Origin of the sequence: Pseudomonas sp. AK181, from assembly GCF_051122975.1 — a bacterium.
GTDB classification, from domain to species: domain Bacteria; phylum Pseudomonadota; class Gammaproteobacteria; order Pseudomonadales; family Pseudomonadaceae; genus Aquipseudomonas; species Aquipseudomonas lactis.
The window spans coordinates 1,674,311-1,693,335 of the sequence record NZ_CP146348.1; the positions used below are offsets into that span (position 1 = coordinate 1,674,311).

Sequence of the window (19,025 nt, forward strand, 5' to 3'; positions counted from 1 at the left end):
CTTTTCTGACGCTCCGCGTCGCGCGTGGGGGCGCAGAGCGCCCTGGGCTGCATTCCCACGCAGAGCGTGGGAACGATCAGTCGGGTTTATTCAGTTGCATGCGTTCTGCACCGACTTCCTCGGCATAGCGGGCGACGACTTTCTGGCACAACCCGACAATCTCCTCCACCAATTCCACCCCCACGCGCCACGACACCACCACCTGCAAGTTCGGCAGGCGCTGGGCCATGGGCAGCATCACCAATTCCCCCCGCTCCAGCTCTTCGCTGACCAGCACCGGCGGCAGCGCGCCAATGCCGAAGCCATCGCGCAGCAACCGGGTGATCGCCGACACCGAATTCACGCAGTTCATGCGCGGTGCGGCCACACCATTGGCCTGCATCAAACTCAACACGTCCTGATGTGGGTGTGAGTTTTTCGAGTAGGTGATGATGCGTTCCTGGGCCAGTTCGGCGAGGGACGCGTAGTCACGGTTGTAGATCGACTGGCTGGCGACGATCCAGGCCATGGGGTGGCTGGCCAGCTCCAGGCTGCGCACGGTTTCCAGACGCAGCAGGTCGGTTTGCAGGATCAGGTCGAGGAAGCCTTTTTGCAGCTGATCGCTGAGGTTAAGCGCGGTATCGGCGATCAACTCGATCTCTACCAGCGGGTACAGCTTCATCAGTTCAGCGACCAGCGGGCTCAGCCAGGTGTGGATCACCGTGTCCATCGCGCCGATCCGAATGCGCCCGACCTTGCTACTGGTAGTCTCCAGGGACTGCTTCAAGCCCTGCATGGTCACCATCATCTGCTCGGCATAGTCGAGCACTTTCAAGCCTTCCGGGGTCAGGCTCACACCACGCGAATCACGCAGGAACAGCTTCACCCCCAACTCACTTTCCAGCACGGCGATGCGGCTGGAGATCGAGGCCTGGGTGGTGAACAGCTTCTCGGCCGTGAGCCGGAAGCTCTTGAGCTTGGCCACCCAGACGAAGGTTTCGAGGAACTTCAAATTCATGGGATCAACTTTTTCTTATGCATGGATCGGTTTTTATTAGTTGGACGTCGCACCGGGCAAGCGCCAAAAATCGAGCTATTCCACGATAAGCGTCGTCGGGGTGTCAGGACAAGTTGCGAGTTCTGCGTAAAAAATCCCACACTACAAGAAAACAAATCCTACAGGAGCGACCACCGTGAGCCGCCTGCTACTGAACTGCGACATCGGCGAAAGCTTTGGCAACTGGACCATGGGTCTGGACGCCGAAGTCATGCCGTTCATTGATTGCGCCAATGTGGCCTGCGGCTTCCATGCCGGCGACCCGAGCATCATGCGCAAGACCGTCAGCCTGGCGTTCAAGCACGGCGTGCAAGTGGGCGCCCACCCGGCCTACCAGGACCTGCAAGGCTTCGGCCGGCGCTCCATGAACTACACGCCGCAGGAAATCCAGGACCTGTTGCACTACCAGATCGGCGCGCTGGACGGCATCTGCCGGGCTCAGGGCGGGCGTGTCAGCTATGTGAAACCCCATGGCGCGATGTACAACGACATGATGGCCAACCCCGCGCAGTTGCGTGCGGTGATCCAGGCCGTGGCGGCCTACGGCGACCTGCCGCTGATGCTGCTGGCCACCCGTGACAACCGCGCAGCCCAAGCCTTGGGCGACGAATACGGCGTGACCCTGTGGTTCGAAGCCTTCGCTGACCGTGCCTATGACAGTAACGGCCACTTGGTGTCCCGCCAGTTGCCGGGCGCGGTGCATCACGATGCCGACACCATCGTGCAGCAGGCCCTGACCCTTTCCCGTGGCGAAGCGCTGATTGCCAGCGACGGTAGCCCATTGGTGCTCCAGGCCAATACCCTGTGTGTACATGGCGACAACGCCAGCTCGGTTGCCGCCGTGCAGCGTATCCGCGAAGCGTTGAAAACAGCATGAACCCACGCATTGAAGTGGTGGCGATCGACTGCCTGATGGTGCGACTGTTTGACGTGATTGCCGAAGCCAACATGCCGTGGATGCTCGCGGCTACCGAGCGCCTGCGCAATGGTTTTGGCCCGGCATTGGTGGACCTGGTGCCGTCCTACACCACCTTGATGGTGCATTACGATCTTACGGCGCTCACTCCGGCCCAGGCCCGGGCGCTGATCGACCAGGCCCTCACCGATCTGCAACCCCAGGCTCAGGGCAGCGGCCAGTGCCATGTGTTGCCAGTGTGGTACGACCTGAGTGTCGGCCCGGAACTGGCCTTGCTGTCCCAGCGCAGCGGGCTGACTGTCGAGGAGGTGATCCGCCGCCACAGCGCCCACGAGTACCAGGTGTTCGCCCTCGGTTTTGCCCCTGGGTTTGCGTTTATGGGGCTGGTGGACGAAGTGCTCGCCACGCCGCGCCTCAACACGCCGCGCAAACGCGTGGCCGCTGGCAGCGTCGGCATCGCTGAACGGCAAACCGCCGCGTACCCGGTGGTGTCCCCAGGCGGCTGGAACCTGATCGGCCGCACCCCGGCCAAACTGTTCGACCGTGAACGCGACGGCTACAGCCTGATGCAGCCTGGCGACACGGTGCGCTTCGCCCCGGTCAGCCACGCCGAGTTCGTCAACCTGGGTGGCGACGACACGCCGCTGGAGGCGCAGGCATGAGCCGCTTGATCATCGAGGCCAGCACGCCGCTGTGCCTGTTGCAGGACGCCGGGCGGTTTGGCGTGCGTCATCTGGGCGTGACCCAGGGCGGCGCGCTGGATTGGGTGTCGATGTCCTGGGCCAACTGGCTGCTGGACAATGCCCTGGATGCGCCGGTGGTGGAAGTCACCCTCGGCGGCCTTACCCTGCAGGCCGAGGATTATTGCCTGCTGGCCCTGGCGGGTGCGGATCTGGGCGCCTTTGTCGATGAGCGTGCGATCAGCCCCGGTCGCAGTTTTATCCTGCAAAAGGGCCAGCGCCTGCGCTTCACCCAGCCGTTCAACGGGGCACGCGCTTATCTGGCCGCGCCCGGTGGCTTTGATGCGCAGGCTGTACTGGGCAGTTGTGCCACGGTCGTGCGCGAAGCGTTGGGCGGGGTGGACGGTGTCGGCAAGGCATTGGCTGAAGGCGGGCAGTTGGCTTACTCCGGTACGGGCGGCGCAATGAAGGTGCTGGCTAGCCCGGATTTGCAATCCGGTGCATCACTGGACCTGATCATCGGCGCGCAGATAGGCCAGTTCAGCGGGCAGAGTCTGTTCGACGCCTTCAACAGCGAATGGGCCCTGGACAGCCGCGCCGACCGCATGGGCATGCGCTTGCTGGGCACGCCGCTGCAGTACCAGGGGCCGTCGTTGATTTCCGAAGGGATACCGTTGGGCGCGATCCAGGTGCCCCCGGATGGGCAGCCGATTGTGTTGCTCAATGACCGGCAGACCATCGGTGGTTATCCGCGCCTGGGAGCGCTGACGCCCTTGTCGCTGGCGCGGCTGGCGCAGTGCTTGCCGGGGGAGAAGGTGCGGTTGGCACCGGTGGTGCAGGAGGCTGCGCATCGGCAGCACATCAAGTTTTTGCAGCGCTTTAGCCGATCCTTGTAGGAGCGAGCTTGCTCGCGAAAAACGTCAACGATAACGCGGGCATCCAGATGTACGCGGCGGTCTCAGGTTTTTCGCGAGCAAGCTCGCTCCTACAGTAAGGCGGTGGTGTTATTTGGAGAGAAAGCGCATACCTTCTTCCAACCCGCGCAGCGTCAGCGGATACATCTGATCCTCCACCAACTCCCGCACAATGCCCGTCGACGCCGTATAGCCCCAGGTATCTTTCGGGTAGGGGTTAATCCAGATCAGCTTCTTGTACTTGGCCATGAAGCGCTGCATCCACACATACCCCGGCTCCTCGTTCCAATGCTCGACGCTGCCGCCGGCCTGGGTGATCTCATAGGGCGCCATGGACGCATCGCCGATAAAGATCACTTTGTAATCGGCGCCGTATTTGTGCAGCAGGTCCTGGGTGGAGGTGCGTTCGGACGTGCGGCGCTGGTTGTTCTTCCACACCGACTCGTACACGAAGTTGTGGAAGTAGAAGTACTCCAGGTGCTTGAACTCGGTCTTGCACGCGGAGAACAGCTCTTCGCAGATCTTCACGTGGGCGTCCATCGAGCCGCCGATGTCGAACAGCAGCAACAGCTTGATGGTGTTACGCCGCTCGGGGCGCATCTGGATGTTCAGCAAGCCGGCATCGCGGGCGGTGTGGTCGATGGTGCCGTCGATATCCAGCTCTTCGGCCGCGCCCTGGCGGGCAAACTTGCGCAGGCGGCGCAGGGCGATCTTGATGTTGCGCGTGCCCAGTTCCACCTGGTCGTCGAGGTTCTTGTACTCGCGCTGGTCCCAGACTTTCACCGCCTTGCCCTGGCGTTTGCCAGCGTCACCGACGCGAATGCCTTCGGGGTTGTAGCCACCGGAACCAAAGGGGCTGGTGCCGCCGGTGCCGATCCACTTGTTACCACCGGCATGGCGTTCTTTCTGTTCTTCCAGGCGTTTCTTGAATTCTTCGATGAGCTTGTCGAGGCCACCCAGGGACTGGATCTGCGCGCGTTCTTCATCGCTCAACGAGCGTTCGAACTCCTTGCGCAGCCACTCCTCGGGGATCAGCGCCTGCAGGTGGTCGTCGAGCTTTTCCAGGCCGTTGAAATAGGCGCCGAAGGCCCGGTCGAACTTGTCGAAATGCCGCTCGTCCTTGACCAGGATCGCCCGGGCCAAGTAGTAGAACTCGTCCATGTCGGCGAAGGTCACGCGCTGTTTGAGCGCGTTGATCAGGTCGAGCAGCTCGCGCACCGACACCGGTACCTTGGCGGCACGCATTTCGTTGAACAGGTTGAGCAGCATCAGCGATTACCGCGACGGCTCATGAACGCCAGACGCTCCAGCAACTGCACGTCTTGCTCGTTCTTAACCAAAGCGCCGGCCAGGGGAGGGATGGCCTTGGTCGGGTCGCGCTCGCGCAGCACCGCTTCGCCAATATTGTCGGCCATCAGCAGCTTGAGCCAGTCGACCAGCTCGGAGGTGGAAGGTTTTTTCTTCAGGCCCGGCACCTTGCGCACATCGAAGAACACGTCCAGCGCTTCGCTGACCAGGTCTTTCTTGATGTCCGGGTAGTGCACGTCCACGATCTTTTGCAGGGTGGTGCGGTCGGGGAAGGCGATGTAGTGGAAGAAGCAGCGGCGCAGGAACGCGTCCGGCAGCTCTTTCTCGTTGTTGGAGGTAATGATAATGATCGGGCGCTTCTTGGCCTTGATGGTCTCGTCGATTTCGTAAACGTAGAACTCCATCTTGTCGAGTTCTTGCAGCAGGTCGTTGGGGAACTCGATGTCGGCCTTGTCGATTTCATCGATCAGCAGGATCACCCGCTCTTCGGACTCGAAGGCTTCCCACAGCTTGCCCTTCTTCAGGTAATTGCGCACGTCGTGCACTTTGTCCACGCCCAGTTGCGAGTCACGCAGGCGGCTGACCGCGTCGTACTCGTACAGGCCCTGGTGCGCCTTGGTGGTGGACTTGATGTGCCAGGTGATCAACTTGGCACCGAAGGATTCGGCCAGTTGCTCGGCAAGCATGGTCTTGCCAGTGCCCGGTTCGCCCTTGACCAGCAGCGGCCGCTCCAGGGTGATGGCGGCGTTGACGGCCAGTTTCAGGTCATCGGTAGCCACATAGGCCTGGGTGCCTTCGAACTTCATCGGTCATTCCTCGAATTCATCAATGGCCTGACTATACCGCGCAGCCCCGGCGACTGTGAACGCAGACGCGGCATTCAGTCTCTGAATGGCGGGTCACATCAGCCCGGCCCATGCAGGACGTGTGGGAGCTGGCTTGCCTGCGATGGCGGCGTATCAGTGACATATGAGTTGGCTGACCCACCGCCATCGCAGGCAAGCCAGCTCCCACAGGGTTAATCAGCGCTGGGCTTGGGTTGTTCATACCGGGCATTGAACGCCTGGATAAACCCATTGCGCAGAATCGCGATCACCGCCGAAAACGCACTGACATTTTGCTGATGCACGCTACCGCTCAGCTCCACCCGGGTGGCGAACTGATTTTTACGCTGGTTTTTCAGCACGGTTTCGCTGGCGCCCACCACGGCTTCCCAGATCGAGCGGAAGATATTCTTGTCCTGGTTTTCAACGTCTTGTTGCCAGTCGAACACCTCTACATCCCGCAATAGCGGCTTGATGTAGCCGGTGAGCCGGCCCTTTTCAGCCTGGGCTTCGATCACCACGTCACCCGTGCCGGCCTTGAAATCGAACTTGCCATAGGCTGAGGCGAAGTCATTCATGCGCTTGAGTTGCAGGTCGCGGGCGCGGAAGCGGAATTCGAACTCTTCAAAATCACTCAGTGGATCAAAGGTGGCGTTGGCTTCCAGGGGCGCCTGGCCTTGCAGCAGTGCCTTGCCTTCAAAGCGCGCGTCGCGCTTGCCTTTGACATCCACCACATTGGTCAGGTTATAGAAGCTGGCGTTGACCCCGGTGGCGTTGATATTCACCTGGGGCTTGGAGCTGAAATTATGGAAGGCGATCTCGCCGTCTTCGATGCGCACTTCGTTGAGGGTGATCGGCAATAGTTTGCGCAGTTGCTCCTGCCAGTCGGTGCCTTTACCGGTCTGGGACGCCTGCTTGTTGGCACCGCCATCGACAAAGTTGATCTGCGGGCGCACAAAATGCCCCTCGGCCACGACGGCATGGTCGTACCACAGCGAATGCCAGCTCACCGCGAACTCGATCAGCGGCGCCTTGACGAACGGCACCGGGACTTTCCCGTCCACCTTGACGATTTGCAGGCCGTTGATCCGGTAGGCGCCGCGCCATAGCGCCAAGTCCACATCGGCAATTTCGCCACGGTAATCGCCCATGTTGGCGAGTTTATCGTTCAGGTAGTTGCGCACCAGGTAGGGCAGCGCGATGTGCACGGCAATCAGGACCAGCACCAGAGCGGCGATTGTCCCTAACGGCCAACTGTAGCGACGTTTCATAGGGCAGTTCTCCTTGCTTGTAGGAGATTGACTGTTCTGATTGGCGCAACGTTCCTCCGTCTGGACGCTTGGGAGCACGAGGCATACCCTTGGGGCCTTTCCCAACGCCTCGACAATAGGAACCGCCATGAGCCGCATCTTTGCAGACAACGCGCACTCCATCGGTAACACGCCTCTGGTCCAGATCAACCGCATCGCACCGCGTGGCGTGACGATCTTGGCCAAGATCGAAGGGCGCAACCCGAGTTATTCGGTGAAGTGCCGCATTGGCGCCAGCATGGTCTGGGATGCGGAAAGCAGCGGCAAACTCAAGCCGGGCATGACCATTGTCGAGCCGACTTCAGGCAACACCGGTATCGGCCTGGCCTTTGTCGCCGCTGCCCGTGGCTACAAACTGCTGCTGACCATGCCGTCGTCCATGAGCCTTGAGCGCCGTAAAGTGCTCAAGGCTCTGGGCGCCGAACTGGTGCTGACCGAGCCGGCCAAGGGCATGAAGGGCGCTATCGACAAGGCCGCCGAGATCGTCGCCAGCGACCCGGCCACCTACTTTATGCCGGCTCAGTTCGACAACCCGGCAAACCCTGCCATTCACGAGAAAACCACCGGCCCGGAAATCTGGAACGACACCGACGGCGCCGTGGATGTACTGGTGGCGGGCGTAGGGACAGGCGGCACGATCACCGGGGTATCACGCTATATCAAGAACACGGCGGGCAAGCCGATTCTGTCGGTTGCCGTGGAGCCCATGGTTTCCCCGGTGATCACCCAGGCATTGGCAGGTGAAGAGATCAAGCCCAGCCCACACAAGATCCAGGGGATCGGTGCCGGTTTTGTGCCGAAAAACCTCGACCTGTCGATGGTCGACCGTGTGGAGTTGGCGACCGACGAGGAGTCCAAGGCCATGGCCCGGCGCCTGATGCTGGAAGAGGGCATTCTGTGCGGGATCTCGTGTGGTGCCGCCATGGCCGTGGCCGTGCGCCTGGCCGAGAAGCCGGAAATGCAGGGCAAGACTATCGTGGTGATCTTGCCGGACTCCGGTGAGCGCTACCTGTCGAGCATGTTGTTCAGCGATTTGTTTACCGAGCAAGAAAACCAGGCCTGAATACTGTAGGAGCGAGCTTGCTCGCGAAAAAGCTGAGAGCGCCACGTTGTGTCAGTAAGCCCGCGTTATCGTTGACGTTCTTCGCGAGCAAGCTCGCTCCTACAGGTGTTGATACAGGTCAGTCTGTTTTCCTGGGCCTTCTGCATAATGGCTCAAGTGTTTATCATGGCCGGCTGTTACGTCTGGTTTCCCATTGACGGAAATTTGCTGGCCAGGCGCTTATTTCCAGGAGTTGCTGCATGACCTTTTCTTTGGCCGCCAAATTGTCGGTGTTGCTGCTGTTCATCGGCAGCACGCTGTATGTGCACCTGCGTGGCAAGGCCCGTTTGCCGATGTTGCGTCAGTTCGTCAACCATTCGGCGCTGTTCGCCCCGTATAACGCCCTGATGTACCTGTTTTCCGCGGTGCCGTCCAAGCCGTACCTGGACCGCAGCAAGTTCCCGGAACTGGATGTGCTCAAGGACAACTGGGAAGTGATCCGCGAAGAGGCCATGCACCTGTTCGACGAGGGCTACATCCGCGCCGCCGAAAAGAACAACGACGCCGGTTTCGGTTCGTTCTTCAAGAAGGGCTGGAAGCGTTTCTACCTTAAGTGGTACGACAAACCGCTGCCCTCGGCCGAGGCACTGTGCCCCAAGACCGTGGCCCTGGTGAGCAGCATCCCTAACGTCAAGGGCGCGATGTTCGCGCTGTTGCCGGGCGGCAGCCACCTCAACCCGCACCGCGACCCGTTCGCCGGTTCCCTGCGTTATCACCTGGGGCTTGCCACGCCGAACTCCGATGACTGCCGTATCTTCGTCGACGGCCAGGTCTACGCCTGGCGCGACGGTGAAGACGTGATGTTCGACGAGACCTACGTGCATTGGGTAAAAAACGAAACCGAACAGACCCGTGTGATCCTGTTCTGCGACATTGAGCGCCCATTGAGCAACCGCGTAATGACCCGTATCAACCGCTGGGTCAGCAAGCAACTGGGCCGCGCAACCGCACCGCAGAACCTCGATGACGAGCGCGTAGGCGGCATCAACCAGGCGTACGCCTGGAGCAAGACCTTCAGCGACAAGTTCAGCGGCCAGGTCAAACAGTGGAAACGCAAGCATCCGAAGGCCTACCGCATTGCGCGGCCGGTGCTGGCGGTAGTCGTCTTGGTACTGCTGTGGAAGTGGCTGTTCGGCTAAACCGCACACCGTAAAAAGGCGCTGTATCGAAAGATGCAGCGCCTTTTTCATGCCTGGAATGTGATCAAAACAGTGGGAGCTGGCTTGCCTGCGATGGCGGAGTATCAGCTATAAAAATGTTGGCTGACCCACCGCCATCGCAGGCAAGCCAGCTCCCACAGTTGATCTGCGTTGCTCTTAGGACGCGATCAACTGGCGCAGCACATAGTGCAGAATCCCACCGGCCTTGAAGTACTCCACCTCATTCAAGGTATCAATCCGGCACAGCACCTCAACCTTCTCGCTGCTGCCATCCTCCCGCGTGATCACCAACGTCAGGTTCATCCGCGGCTCGATCTCGGCATCCGTCAGCCCGAGGATATCGATCTTCTCCTTGCCGGTGAGCTTGAGTGTCTTGCGGTTCAGATCCAGCTTGAACTGCAACGGCAACACGCCCATGCCCACCAGATTGGAGCGGTGGATACGCTCGAAACTCTCGGCGATCACCGCTTTGACGCCCAGCAGGTTGGTACCCTTGGCCGCCCAGTCGCGGCTGGAGCCGGTGCCGTATTCTTGGCCGGCGATCACCACCAGCGGTGTGCCGGAGGCCTGGTACTTCATGGCGGCATCGTAGATCGCCATTTTCTCGCCAGTGGGGATGTACAGCGTGTTACCGCCTTCTTCGCCGCCGAGCATTTCATTGCGGATACGGATATTGGCGAAGGTGCCGCGCATCATCACTTCATGGTTGCCCCGGCGTGAGCCGTAGGAGTTGAAGTCACGCGGCTCCACGCCCTGTTCGCGCAGGTAGCGCCCGGCCGGGCTGTCGGCCTTGATGTTGCCGGCAGGGGAGATGTGGTCGGTGGTTACCGAATCCCCCAGCAGGGCCAGCACGTTGGCGCCCTTGACGTCCTCGATCACCGGCAGCGGGCCGGCGATGTCGTCGAAGAATGGCGGGTGCTGGATATAGGTGGAATCCTGCTGCCACACGTAGGTGGCTGCCTGCGGCACTTCAATGGCCTGCCACTGCTCGTCGCCGGCAAACACTTCGGCATATTCCTTGTGGAACATGCTGGTGCTGACCTGGGCCACCGCCTCGGCGATTTCCTGGCTGCTGGGCCAGATGTCCTTCAGGTACACCGGATTGCCCTGCTGGTCATTACCCAGCGGCTCGCTGCTGATGTCGATACGCACGGTGCCGGCCAACGCGTAAGCGACGACCAGGGGCGGCGAGGCCAGCCAGTTGGTTTTTACCAGTGGGTGCACGCGGCCTTCGAAGTTACGGTTACCGGACAGCACCGAGGCCACGGTGAGGTCGGCCTTCTGGATGGCTTTTTCGATCGGCTCGGGCAGGGGCCCGGAGTTGCCGATACAGGTGGTGCAGCCGTAGCCCACCAGGTCGAAGCCAAGCTTGTCCAGGTATTGGGTGAGGCCCGCAGCCTTGTAGTAGTCGGTGACCACTTTAGAGCCCGGCGCCAGGGAGCTTTTCACCCAGGGCTTGCGGGTCAGGCCTTTTTCCACGGCTTTCTTTGCCACCAGCCCGGCCGCCATCATCACGCTGGGGTTGGAGGTGTTGGTGCAGGAGGTAATCGCGGCGATCACCACCGCGCCGTTTTTCAGGCGATAGGTGTTGCCTTCGTATTCATAATCCGCCTCGCCGACCAGGTCCGCATTGCCCACGGCAACGCCGCCACCGCCTTCGCTTTCCAGGCGGCCTTCTTCTTTGCTGGTGGGTTTGAATTGCAGGTCGAGAAAATCGCTGAACGCTTGGCCCACGTTTGGCAGGGCAACGCGATCCTGTGGGCGTTTGGGCCCGGCAAGGCTGGCCTCGACAGTGCCCATGTCCAGGGCCAGGGTGTCGGTGAAGATCGGCTCTTGGCCGGCATTGCGCCACAGGCCCTGGGCCTTGGTATAGGCTTCCACCAACTTGACCGTCTCGGCCGGGCGGCCGGACAGGCGCAGGTAGTCCAGGGTCACCTCATCCACCGGGAAAAAGCCACAGGTCGCGCCGTATTCCGGGGCCATGTTGGCGATGGTGGCGCGGTCGGCCAGGGGCAAATCGGCCAGGCCGTCGCCGTAGAATTCGACGAACTTGCCCACCACGCCTTTCTTGCGCAGCATTTGTGTCACGGTCAGCACCAGGTCGGTGGCGGTGATGCCTTCCTTGAGCTTGCCGGTGAGCTTGAAGCCGATCACTTCCGGGATCAGCATCGACACCGGCTGGCCGAGCATCGCCGCCTCGGCTTCGATGCCGCCCACGCCCCAGCCGAGTACGCCGAGGCCGTTGATCATGGTGGTGTGGGAGTCGGTGCCGACCAGGGTGTCGGGGAAGGCGTAGGTGCGGCCGTCTTCCTCTTTGGTCCACACGGTGCGGCCCAGGTATTCGAGGTTGACCTGGTGGCAGATGCCGGTGCCCGGCGGTACCACGCTGAAGTTGTCGAAGGCGCTCTGGCCCCAGCGCAGGAAGGCGTAGCGTTCGCCGTTGCGCTGCATTTCGATATCGACGTTCTGCTCGAAGGCGCTGGTGCTGCCGAACTTGTCGACCATCACCGAGTGGTCAATCACCAGGTCCACCGGTGACAGCGGGTTGATGCGCTGCGGGTCACCGCCGGCCTTGGCCACGGCGGCGCGCATGGCGGCCAGGTCGACCACGGCGGGTACGCCGGTAAAGTCCTGCATCAGCACGCGGGCGGGGCGATACTGGATCTCGCGGTCAGACTGGCGCGCCTTGAGCCAGGCGGCGATGGCCTTGAGGTCGGTGCCGGTGACGGTCTTGGCATCTTCCCAGCGCAGCAGGTTTTCCAGCAGCACCTTGAGGGACATCGGCAGCTTATCCAGGTCACCCAGGCTCTTGGCGGCTTCGGGCAGGCTGAAGTAGTGGTAGGTTTTGCTGTCTATTTGCAGTGTCTTAAGGGTTCTCAGGCTATCAAGGGATGACATTACATGACTCCTTATGGTCCGCACGGCTACGGACCTGACGGGACGAACAGAGCTATCACGTTAGCGCTGTTTTCATTAGCAGGCTAATAACTGGACTCTATCGCTGAGTCCAAGGTTCCGAACTCGGCTATCATGCGCGCGTTTTCATGACAGGTATTGCGATAGCGCAAGGCCAGTTGATTCACCAGGAGATTCAATGAACACCCTTTTTATGCACTGCCGCCCGGGTTTTGAAGGCGAAGTCTGTTCCGAGATCGCGGAGCACGCCGCGCGCCTGAACGTTTCCGGCTACGCCAAGGCCAAGACCGGCAGCGCCTGCGCCGAATTTGTCTGCACCGAAGAAGACGGCGCCCAGCGCCTCATGCACGGCCAACGCTTTGCCGAGCTGATCTTCCCCCGGCAGTGGGCGCGCGGGGTGTTTATCGACCTGCCGGAAACCGACCGCATCAGCGTGATCCTCGCCCACCTGCGCGAATTCCCCGTGTGCGGCAGCCTGTGGCTGGAGATGGTCGACACCAACGACGGCAAGGAACTGTCCAACTTCTGCAAGAAATTCGAAGTGCACCTGCGCAAAGCCCTGCTTAACGCCGGCAAGCTGGTGGACGACCCGAGCAAGCCGCGCCTGCTGCTGACCTTCAAGAGCGGCCGCGAAGTGTTCATGGGCCTGGCCGAATCGAACAACTCGGCGATGTGGCCCATGGGCATTCCGCGCCTCAAGTTCCCGCGTGACGCGCCCAGCCGCTCGACCCTCAAGCTGGAGGAGGCCTGGCACCACTTTATCCCCCGTGACCAGTGGGACGAGCGCCTGCACGGCGACATGACCGGCGTCGACCTCGGCGCAGCGCCGGGCGGCTGGACCTGGCAACTGGTCAACCGTGGCATGCTGGTGACCGCCATCGACAACGGCCCCATGGCCGAAAGCCTGATGGACACAGGCCTGGTGCAGCACCTGATGGCCGACGGCTTCACCTTCGTGCCCAAGCAGCCGGTGGACTGGATGGTCTGCGACATCGTCGAAAAACCCGCGCGCAACGCGGCACTGTTGGAAACCTGGATTGGCGAAGGGCATTGCCGCGAGGCGGTGGTGAACCTGAAGTTGCCGATGAAGCAGCGTTACGCTGAAGTGAAGCGCCTGCTGGAGCGCATCGAAGAGGGGTTCAAGGCGCGTGGCATTCGTGTGGAGATCGGCTGCAAGCAGCTGTACCACGACCGCGAAGAAGTGACATGCCACCTGCGCCGCCTGGTAGATGTAAAGAAATCCAAAAGCCGCTGAGATCAAAAATGTGGGAGCGGGCTTGCCCGCGATAGCGGTATAACAGTGGAAATCTATATTGAATGTGCCCGAGTCATCGCGGGCAAGCCCGCTCCCACAGGAGTCTGGGCCAGTTTCAGGAGTGAAGTATGAGTGTTGATTTAACGGTTGATGGCACCCTCGACGCCACCGGCCTCAACTGCCCGGAGCCGGTGATGATGCTGCACCAGCACATCCGCGACCTGCCGGCGGGCGGCCTGCTCAAGGTGATCGCCACCGACCCGTCGACCCGTCGCGATATCCCCAAGTTCTGCGTGTTTCTCGACCACGAGCTGGTGGGTCAGCAGGAAGTCGCTGGCACCTACCTGTACTGGATCCGCAAGAAAGCCGATTAAGCCAGCGCCTTTTCGGCCCGAATGCGTCGGCGTGCACTGCGCGCCAGGCGCACCACCAACATTCCCGCCGCACAGCTCAAGCCCACGATCAGCCCTTGCCATAAACCGCTCGGGCCGCTGGGCTCACCGAGCCAGTTGGTCAGGCCCAGGGCGTAACCCACCGGCAGGCCCACGCCCCAATAGGCGAACAGGGTCAGCACCATGGTCACCCGGGTGTCCTGGTAGCCGCGCAATGCGCCCGCGGCGGTGACCTGGATCGAGTCGGAGAACTGGAAGAGCGCCGAGAACACGATCAGCATCGACGCCAGATGGATCACCACCGGGTCGGGGGTGTAGATCGCCGCAATCTGCTCGCGAAACAACAGCATCAAGCTGCAGGAAAAGCACGCGTACGCCAGGGCGGTGCCCATGCCGACGCCGGCGGCGAAGCGAGCTTCCCGGGGTTCACCGCGCCCCAACGCCTGGCCGACCCGCACGGTGACGGCCATGCTCAGGGAATAGGGAATCATGAATACCAGGGAGCTGACGTTCAGGGCGATCTGATGGCCGGACACCACGGTAGCGCCCAGGCTGCCAAGCAACAGGGCAATCACCGCGAAAATGCTCGACTCGGCGAAGATCGCCACACCAATCGGCAGGCCTATGCCCAATATGCGCTTGATCACCGTCCATTGCGGCCAGTCGAAGCGCTTGAACAATTCGCTGCTTTGATAGGCCGCGCCCCAGCGCGTCCAGATGGCCAGGCCGATCATCATCACCCACATCGCGATGGCGGTAGCCCAGCCACAGCCCACGCCGCCCATGGCCGGTACGCCAAAGTGGCCGTAGATGAAGATGTAGTTCAGCGGAATATTCAGCGCCAACCCGCACAAGCCCATGACCATGCTCGGCCGTGTACGGCCCAAGCCGTCACTGAAACAGCGAAACACGTAGTACAACGCCACCGCCGGCATACCGGCGGCGATGCCGTGCAGGTAGCCCATGGACGGCTCGATCAGGTCGGGCTCGACCTTCATCGCATGCAGGATCGGCTCGGCGCACAGCAACAACAGCGCGCCGCAGAGGCCGACCACCACGGCCAACCACAACGATTGGCGCACCAGAGGCCCGATCTCGGTGAGTTTGCCCGCGCCATAACGCTCGGCAACTTTCGGCGTGGTGGCCAGCAGAGTACCGGTCATCAACAGGTACACCGGGATCCAGATCGAATTACCCAGGCCCACCGCCGCCAGGTCCTGCGGGCTCACGCGCCCGGCCATCACCGCATCGACGAAGCTCATCGCGGTGGTTGCCAGTTGGCCAATCATGATCGGCAAGGCCAGCGTCAGCAGGCCGCGCACTTCCCGGCTGATGCGGGCGGGGCGGGAGAGGGTAGCGGTGGCAGTGTTCACGTACAGGTGTCCAATAAAAAAGGCAGTCGCAAGGACGGCGGATTCTACGCGTTGACGCAGTGGTCAGGAAAAAACCTGTGTTAGGGATTTGTAAGCAATGCTCCCAGGCCTGCGCTGATCCTGTGTGGGAGCTGGCTTGCCTGCGATGCAGGCACCTCGGTACATCAGGCAAACCGGGCCGATGCAATCGCAGGCAAGCCAGCTCCTACACAGGATCTTCTGTACACTGCCAATCCGCCAAAGGAGCCTGCCATGCTGATTGTTGCCGACGAAAATATCCCGCTGCTCGATGCATTCTTCGAAGGGTTTGGCGAGATTCGCCGTGTGCCTGGCCGTTCCATCGACCGCGCCACGGTCGAGCAGGCCGATGTACTGCTGGTGCGCTCGGTGACCAACGTCAACCGCGCCCTGCTCGAGGGCAGTAACGTGCGTTTTGTCGGCACTTGCACCATCGGCACCGACCACCTGGACCTCGACTACTTCAAGCAAGCGGGTATCCAGTGGTCCAGCGCGCCCGGCTGCAATGCGCGCGGGGTGGTGGACTACGTGCTCGGCAGTTTGCAGACCCTGGCTGAAATCGAAGGCGCCGACCTCAAGCAACGCACCTACGGCATCGTCGGCGCCGGTGAAGTCGGCGGGCGGTTGGTCAAGGTGCTCAAGGGCCTGGGCTGGAATGTGTTGGTGTGCGACCCGCCGCGCCAGGTCACCGAAGATGGTGACTACGTCAGCCTGCAGCAGATCATCGAGCACTGTGACGTGATCAGCTTACATACGCCGATGATCAAGTCCGGCAATGGTTCAACCTGGCACCTGTTTGATCGCCAGCGGCTGGAGCAGCTCAAGCCGGGCACCTGGCTGATCAATGCCAGCCGTGGCGCCGTGGTAGATAACGCCGCCCTGCGCGAGGTGTTGCTGGCGCGCGAGGACCTGCAAGCGGTGCTGGACGTGTGGGAAGGCGAGCCCGAGGTGGACGTCGACCTGGCTGACCTGTGCGTGCTGGCCACGCCCCATATCGCCGGTTACAGCCTCGATGGCAAACAACGCGGCACCGCGCAGATTTACCAGGCGCTGTGCGCGCACCTGGGCCAGGAGCCGAGTATCCACTTAAGTGATTTGCTGCCGGCCCCCTGGCTGGCCGAGATGCACCTTAACGCTACGACTGACCCGGCCTGGGCGCTGGCGACCTTGTGCCGCAGCGTGTACGACCCACGCCGTGACGACGCGGATTTCCGTCGCAGCCTGGTGGGCACGGTGCAGGAGCAGCGCCAGGCCTTTGACCTGCTGCGCAAGCACTATCCGGAGCGTCGCGAGATCGATGGCTTGAAGGTGCGCATCAAGGGGGAGTCGGCGGTGCTGTCACAGATCGTCACTGCTCTGGGCGCCGAACACCTATAACCTATAACTGTAGGAGCGAGCTTGCTCGCGAAAAACCTGAGGGCGCCGCGTTAAATCAGAAACGCTGCGTTATCGTTGACGTTTTTCGCGAGCAAGCTCGCTCCTACAGGGGGGCATAAAAAACCCGGCCACCGGGGCCGGGTTTGAAAGAGCGTGGGCGCTTCAGCCTCGCGGGGCAGGCTTGACCAGTCGCTGTTCCAGCTCGCTGCAGGCTTGCTGGATCATGTCCTCGGTAATCGGCACTTCGCGCCCATTGGCGTCAATGAATGAGCAACCTAGATTGGCTTGATGCTCAATGCGGATTACTTCCACTTTGTCGGTGCTGCTAGTCTGCAAGGTCATGGCCTGTCTCCTCATCAGGTTGTGTACCTACTTTAATTCCCCCGCATGAACGCGCTGTTACAACTCCTTACACGCTCATCGGTTCGAACACCCAGTCCACCAGAAACCGGTACATATTTCCAGATCAGGCTTAGACCGATAGCCTCTAGCGGCTTGCCTCGGCGGGCATAATTAACCTGACTCATTGTTATTCGCGCAAGTTCCCCCAATGTTGGAGGGTACAGACTCCTCATTGGTGATGCCTTCCATGTTCTCCATCCGTCAACGCCGTGCGATTCGCCTGGCCAGCCGCTTTATCGCGCCCTACCGCTGGCAGGCGCTTGGCGCACTGCTGGCGCTGATCGTCACCGCTGGCATCACCTTGTCCATGGGGCAGGGCATACGCCTGCTGGTGGACCAGGGCTTCATGACCCAGTCGCCGCACCTGCTCAACCAGTCCATCGGCCTGTTCATGCTATTGGTGGTCGGCCTGGCCGTAGGCACCTTCACGCGGTTTTACCTGGTGTCGTGGATTGGCGAGCGGGTGGTGGCCGATATTCGCCGGCAGGTGTTCAACCACCTGATCTACCTGCACCCAGGCTTTTACGAGAACAACCGCAGCTCGGAAATCCAGTCGCGGCTGACCACCGACACCACCTTGCTGCAATCGGTGATCGGCTCATCACTGTCGCTGTTTCTGCGCAATGCCCTGATGGTGATCGGCGGCATCGTGTTGCTGTTTATCACTAACCCCAAGCTCACCAGCATCGTGGTGGTGGCGTTGCCGCTGGTGCTGGCGCCGATCCTGATTTTCGGACGTCGGGTGCGCAGCCTGTCGCGTTTAAGTCAGGACCGCATTGCGGATGTCGGCAGCTATGTCGCCGAGACCTTGGGCCAGATCAAGACCGTGCAGGCCTATAACCATCAGGTGCAGGACGAGCAGCGCTTTGCCGTCACCGTCGAGGACGCCTTCAGCACCGCACGTAAGCGCATCTTGCAGCGCTCATGGCTGATTACCCTGGTGATCATGCTGGTGCTCGGCGCGGTGGGTGTGATGCTGTGGGTGGGCGGCATGGACGTGATCAGCGGGCGTATTTCCGGCGGTGAGCTGGCGGCGTTCGTGTTCTACAGCCTGATTGTCGGCAGCGCCGTTGGCACCCTTAGCGAAGTGCTTGGCGAGTTGCAGCGTGCTGCCGGGGCGGCCGAGCGGATCGGTGAGCTGTTGCAGTCAGGCAACGACATCCAGGCGCCGACCACTGGCGGCGTACCCTTGCCGGAACGGGTCAGCGGCCGCATGGAACTGCAAGACCTGCGCTTTTCCTACCCCTCGCGACCGGACAGCTACGCCATCGATGGCTTGAACCTCACCATCAACCCGGGCGAAACCCTGGCGTTGGTAGGGCCGTCCGGCGCGGGCAAATCGACGATCTTCGACCTGCTGCTGCGTTTCTACGACCCCCAGCAAGGCCGCATCCTGCTCGAAGGCCAGCCGCTGACCGAGCTTGACCCGTTAGACCTGCGGCGCCATTTCGCCTTGGTGTCCCAGAGCCCGGCGTTGTTCTTCGGCAGCGTCGAAGACAACATCCGCTACGGCAACCCGTCCGCCACCACCGCCCAGGTGGAAGCCGCCGCGCGTATTGCCCACGCCCACGACTTCATCCTGCAAATGCCCGACGGCTACCAGACCCACCTTGGCGAAAGTGGCCAGGGCCTCTCCGGCGGCCAACGCCAACGCCTGGCCATCGCCCGCGCCTTGCTGGTCGACGCGCCGATCCTGCTGCTGGACGAAGCCACCAGCGCCCTCGACGCTCAGAGCGAACACCTGATCCAGCAAGCCCTGCCGCAGCTCATGCAGGGGCGCACCACGCTGGTGATCGCGCACCGTTTGGCCACGGTGAAGAATGCCGACCGCATTGCGGTGATGGACCAGGGCAAACTGGTGGCGGTGGGCACGCATCAGCAGTTGATTGCGAGCAATCCGCTGTATGCGCGGTTGGCGGCGTTGCAGTTCAGTGATGGAGCTGAACAGGTGAAATAAAAAATGCCCGCCTCTCTCGATGCGGGCATGGAGCCTCTTCTGTAGGAGCGAGCTTGCTCGCGAAAAACTCACAGGCGCCGCGTTT

Annotated in this window: 16 protein-coding genes and 1 pseudogene; 9 read left to right on the plus strand and 8 right to left on the minus strand. The window is 61.5% G+C overall.

Translation table 11 applies throughout. The features are described 5' to 3' along the window. Positions 1–76: 76 nt before the first annotated feature. Positions 77–997, minus strand: coding sequence for a LysR family transcriptional regulator (locus V8689_RS07870; protein ID WP_044272889.1), 921 nt, complete (start codon positions 995–997; stop codon positions 77–79). Between the two features lie 175 nt (positions 998–1,172). Here V8689_RS07870 and V8689_RS07875 point away from each other — a divergent pair, with 175 nt between their 5' ends. The 3 genes from V8689_RS07875 to V8689_RS07885 are packed head-to-tail and all read left to right on the plus strand — an operon-like array spanning position 1,173 to position 3,528. Next, a complete protein-coding gene (locus V8689_RS07875) occupies positions 1,173–1,913 on the plus strand; it encodes a 5-oxoprolinase subunit PxpA (RefSeq protein ID WP_056791753.1) in 741 nt (246 codons plus the stop codon). Then, complete coding sequence (gene pxpB, locus V8689_RS07880) at positions 1,910–2,614, plus strand: 5-oxoprolinase subunit PxpB (protein WP_056791754.1); 705 nt, start codon at positions 1,910–1,912, stop codon at positions 2,612–2,614. The genes V8689_RS07875 and pxpB overlap by 4 nt, the downstream gene beginning before the upstream one ends. Further along, a complete protein-coding gene (locus V8689_RS07885; RefSeq protein WP_056791755.1) occupies positions 2,611–3,528 on the plus strand; it encodes a biotin-dependent carboxyltransferase family protein in 918 nt (305 codons plus the stop codon). The genes pxpB and V8689_RS07885 overlap by 4 nt, the downstream gene beginning before the upstream one ends. A gap of 108 nt (positions 3,529–3,636) precedes the next feature. Here the strand turns inward: V8689_RS07885 and V8689_RS07890 are convergent, their stop codons facing one another. From V8689_RS07890 to V8689_RS07900, 3 genes are all read right to left on the minus strand, one after another. After that, positions 3,637–4,815 carry a vWA domain-containing protein gene (locus V8689_RS07890; RefSeq protein WP_032892863.1) on the minus strand — a complete coding sequence of 393 codons (1,179 nt, stop codon included), beginning with the start codon at positions 4,813–4,815 and terminating at the stop codon, positions 3,637–3,639. Continuing rightward, positions 4,815–5,660, minus strand: coding sequence for an AAA family ATPase (locus V8689_RS07895; protein WP_003210690.1), 846 nt, complete (start codon positions 5,658–5,660; stop codon positions 4,815–4,817). Before V8689_RS07895 ends, V8689_RS07890 begins: the two co-directional genes overlap by 1 nt. Positions 5,661–5,872: 212 nt before the next feature. Then, positions 5,873–6,949, minus strand: a complete 1,077-nt coding sequence (locus tag V8689_RS07900) for a DUF748 domain-containing protein (RefSeq protein WP_056791756.1) — start codon at positions 6,947–6,949, stop codon at positions 5,873–5,875. A gap of 127 nt (positions 6,950–7,076) precedes the next feature. On the opposite strand from V8689_RS07900, the gene cysK reads away from it, so the two are divergent. Further along, positions 7,077–8,051, plus strand: coding sequence for a cysteine synthase A (cysK, locus tag V8689_RS07905; protein WP_003189630.1), 975 nt, complete (start codon positions 7,077–7,079; stop codon positions 8,049–8,051). Here cysK and V8689_RS07910 read toward each other — a convergent pair. Continuing rightward, a pseudogene (locus tag V8689_RS07910) lies at positions 8,050–8,142 on the minus strand (outer membrane lipoprotein carrier protein LolA); the annotation flags it as partial. The gene cysK and the pseudogene V8689_RS07910 sit on opposite strands and share 2 nt — an antisense overlap. Positions 8,143–8,290: 148 nt before the next feature. On the opposite strand from V8689_RS07910, the gene V8689_RS07915 reads away from it, so the two are divergent. Further along, positions 8,291–9,229 (plus strand): aspartyl/asparaginyl beta-hydroxylase domain-containing protein, encoded by a 939-nt coding sequence (locus V8689_RS07915; RefSeq protein ID WP_003189633.1) that lies wholly within the window; start codon positions 8,291–8,293, stop codon positions 9,227–9,229. 177 nt (positions 9,230–9,406) lie between these two features. Here the strand turns inward: V8689_RS07915 and acnA are convergent, their stop codons facing one another. Continuing rightward, entirely contained in the window at positions 9,407–12,148 is a 2,742-nt protein-coding gene (acnA, locus tag V8689_RS07920; protein ID WP_056791757.1) for an aconitate hydratase AcnA, read from the minus strand. A 196-nt stretch (positions 12,149–12,344) separates the two neighbouring features. Between acnA and rlmM the strand changes: the two genes are divergently transcribed. Both rlmM and tusA read left to right on the plus strand, forming a co-directional pair. Beyond that, a complete protein-coding gene (gene rlmM, locus V8689_RS07925; protein WP_032892859.1) occupies positions 12,345–13,421 on the plus strand; it encodes a 23S rRNA (cytidine(2498)-2'-O)-methyltransferase RlmM in 1,077 nt (358 codons plus the stop codon). A 128-nt stretch (positions 13,422–13,549) separates the two neighbouring features. Further along, a complete protein-coding gene (tusA, locus tag V8689_RS07930) occupies positions 13,550–13,795 on the plus strand; it encodes a sulfurtransferase TusA (protein WP_056791758.1) in 246 nt (81 codons plus the stop codon). Here the strand turns inward: tusA and V8689_RS07935 are convergent. Next, entirely contained in the window at positions 13,792–15,186 is a 1,395-nt protein-coding gene (locus V8689_RS07935) for an MATE family efflux transporter (protein WP_056791759.1), read from the minus strand. The genes tusA and V8689_RS07935 overlap by 4 nt on opposite strands. Positions 15,187–15,438: 252 nt before the next feature. On the opposite strand from V8689_RS07935, the gene pdxB reads away from it, so the two are divergent. Continuing rightward, positions 15,439–16,581, plus strand: a complete 1,143-nt coding sequence (gene pdxB / locus V8689_RS07940; protein ID WP_056791760.1) for a 4-phosphoerythronate dehydrogenase PdxB — start codon at positions 15,439–15,441, stop codon at positions 16,579–16,581. A 162-nt stretch (positions 16,582–16,743) separates the two neighbouring features. On the opposite strand, the gene V8689_RS07945 is transcribed toward pdxB, so the two are convergent. Further along, a complete protein-coding gene (locus tag V8689_RS07945; protein ID WP_056791761.1) occupies positions 16,744–16,923 on the minus strand; it encodes a PA1571 family protein in 180 nt (59 codons plus the stop codon). Between the two features lie 238 nt (positions 16,924–17,161). On the opposite strand from V8689_RS07945, the gene V8689_RS07950 reads away from it, so the two are divergent. Then, positions 17,162–18,940: an ABC transporter ATP-binding protein/permease gene (locus tag V8689_RS07950; protein WP_162259491.1), complete on the plus strand. Its 1,779-nt coding sequence runs from the start codon at positions 17,162–17,164 to the stop codon at positions 18,938–18,940. Positions 18,941–19,025 lie beyond the last annotated feature (85 nt).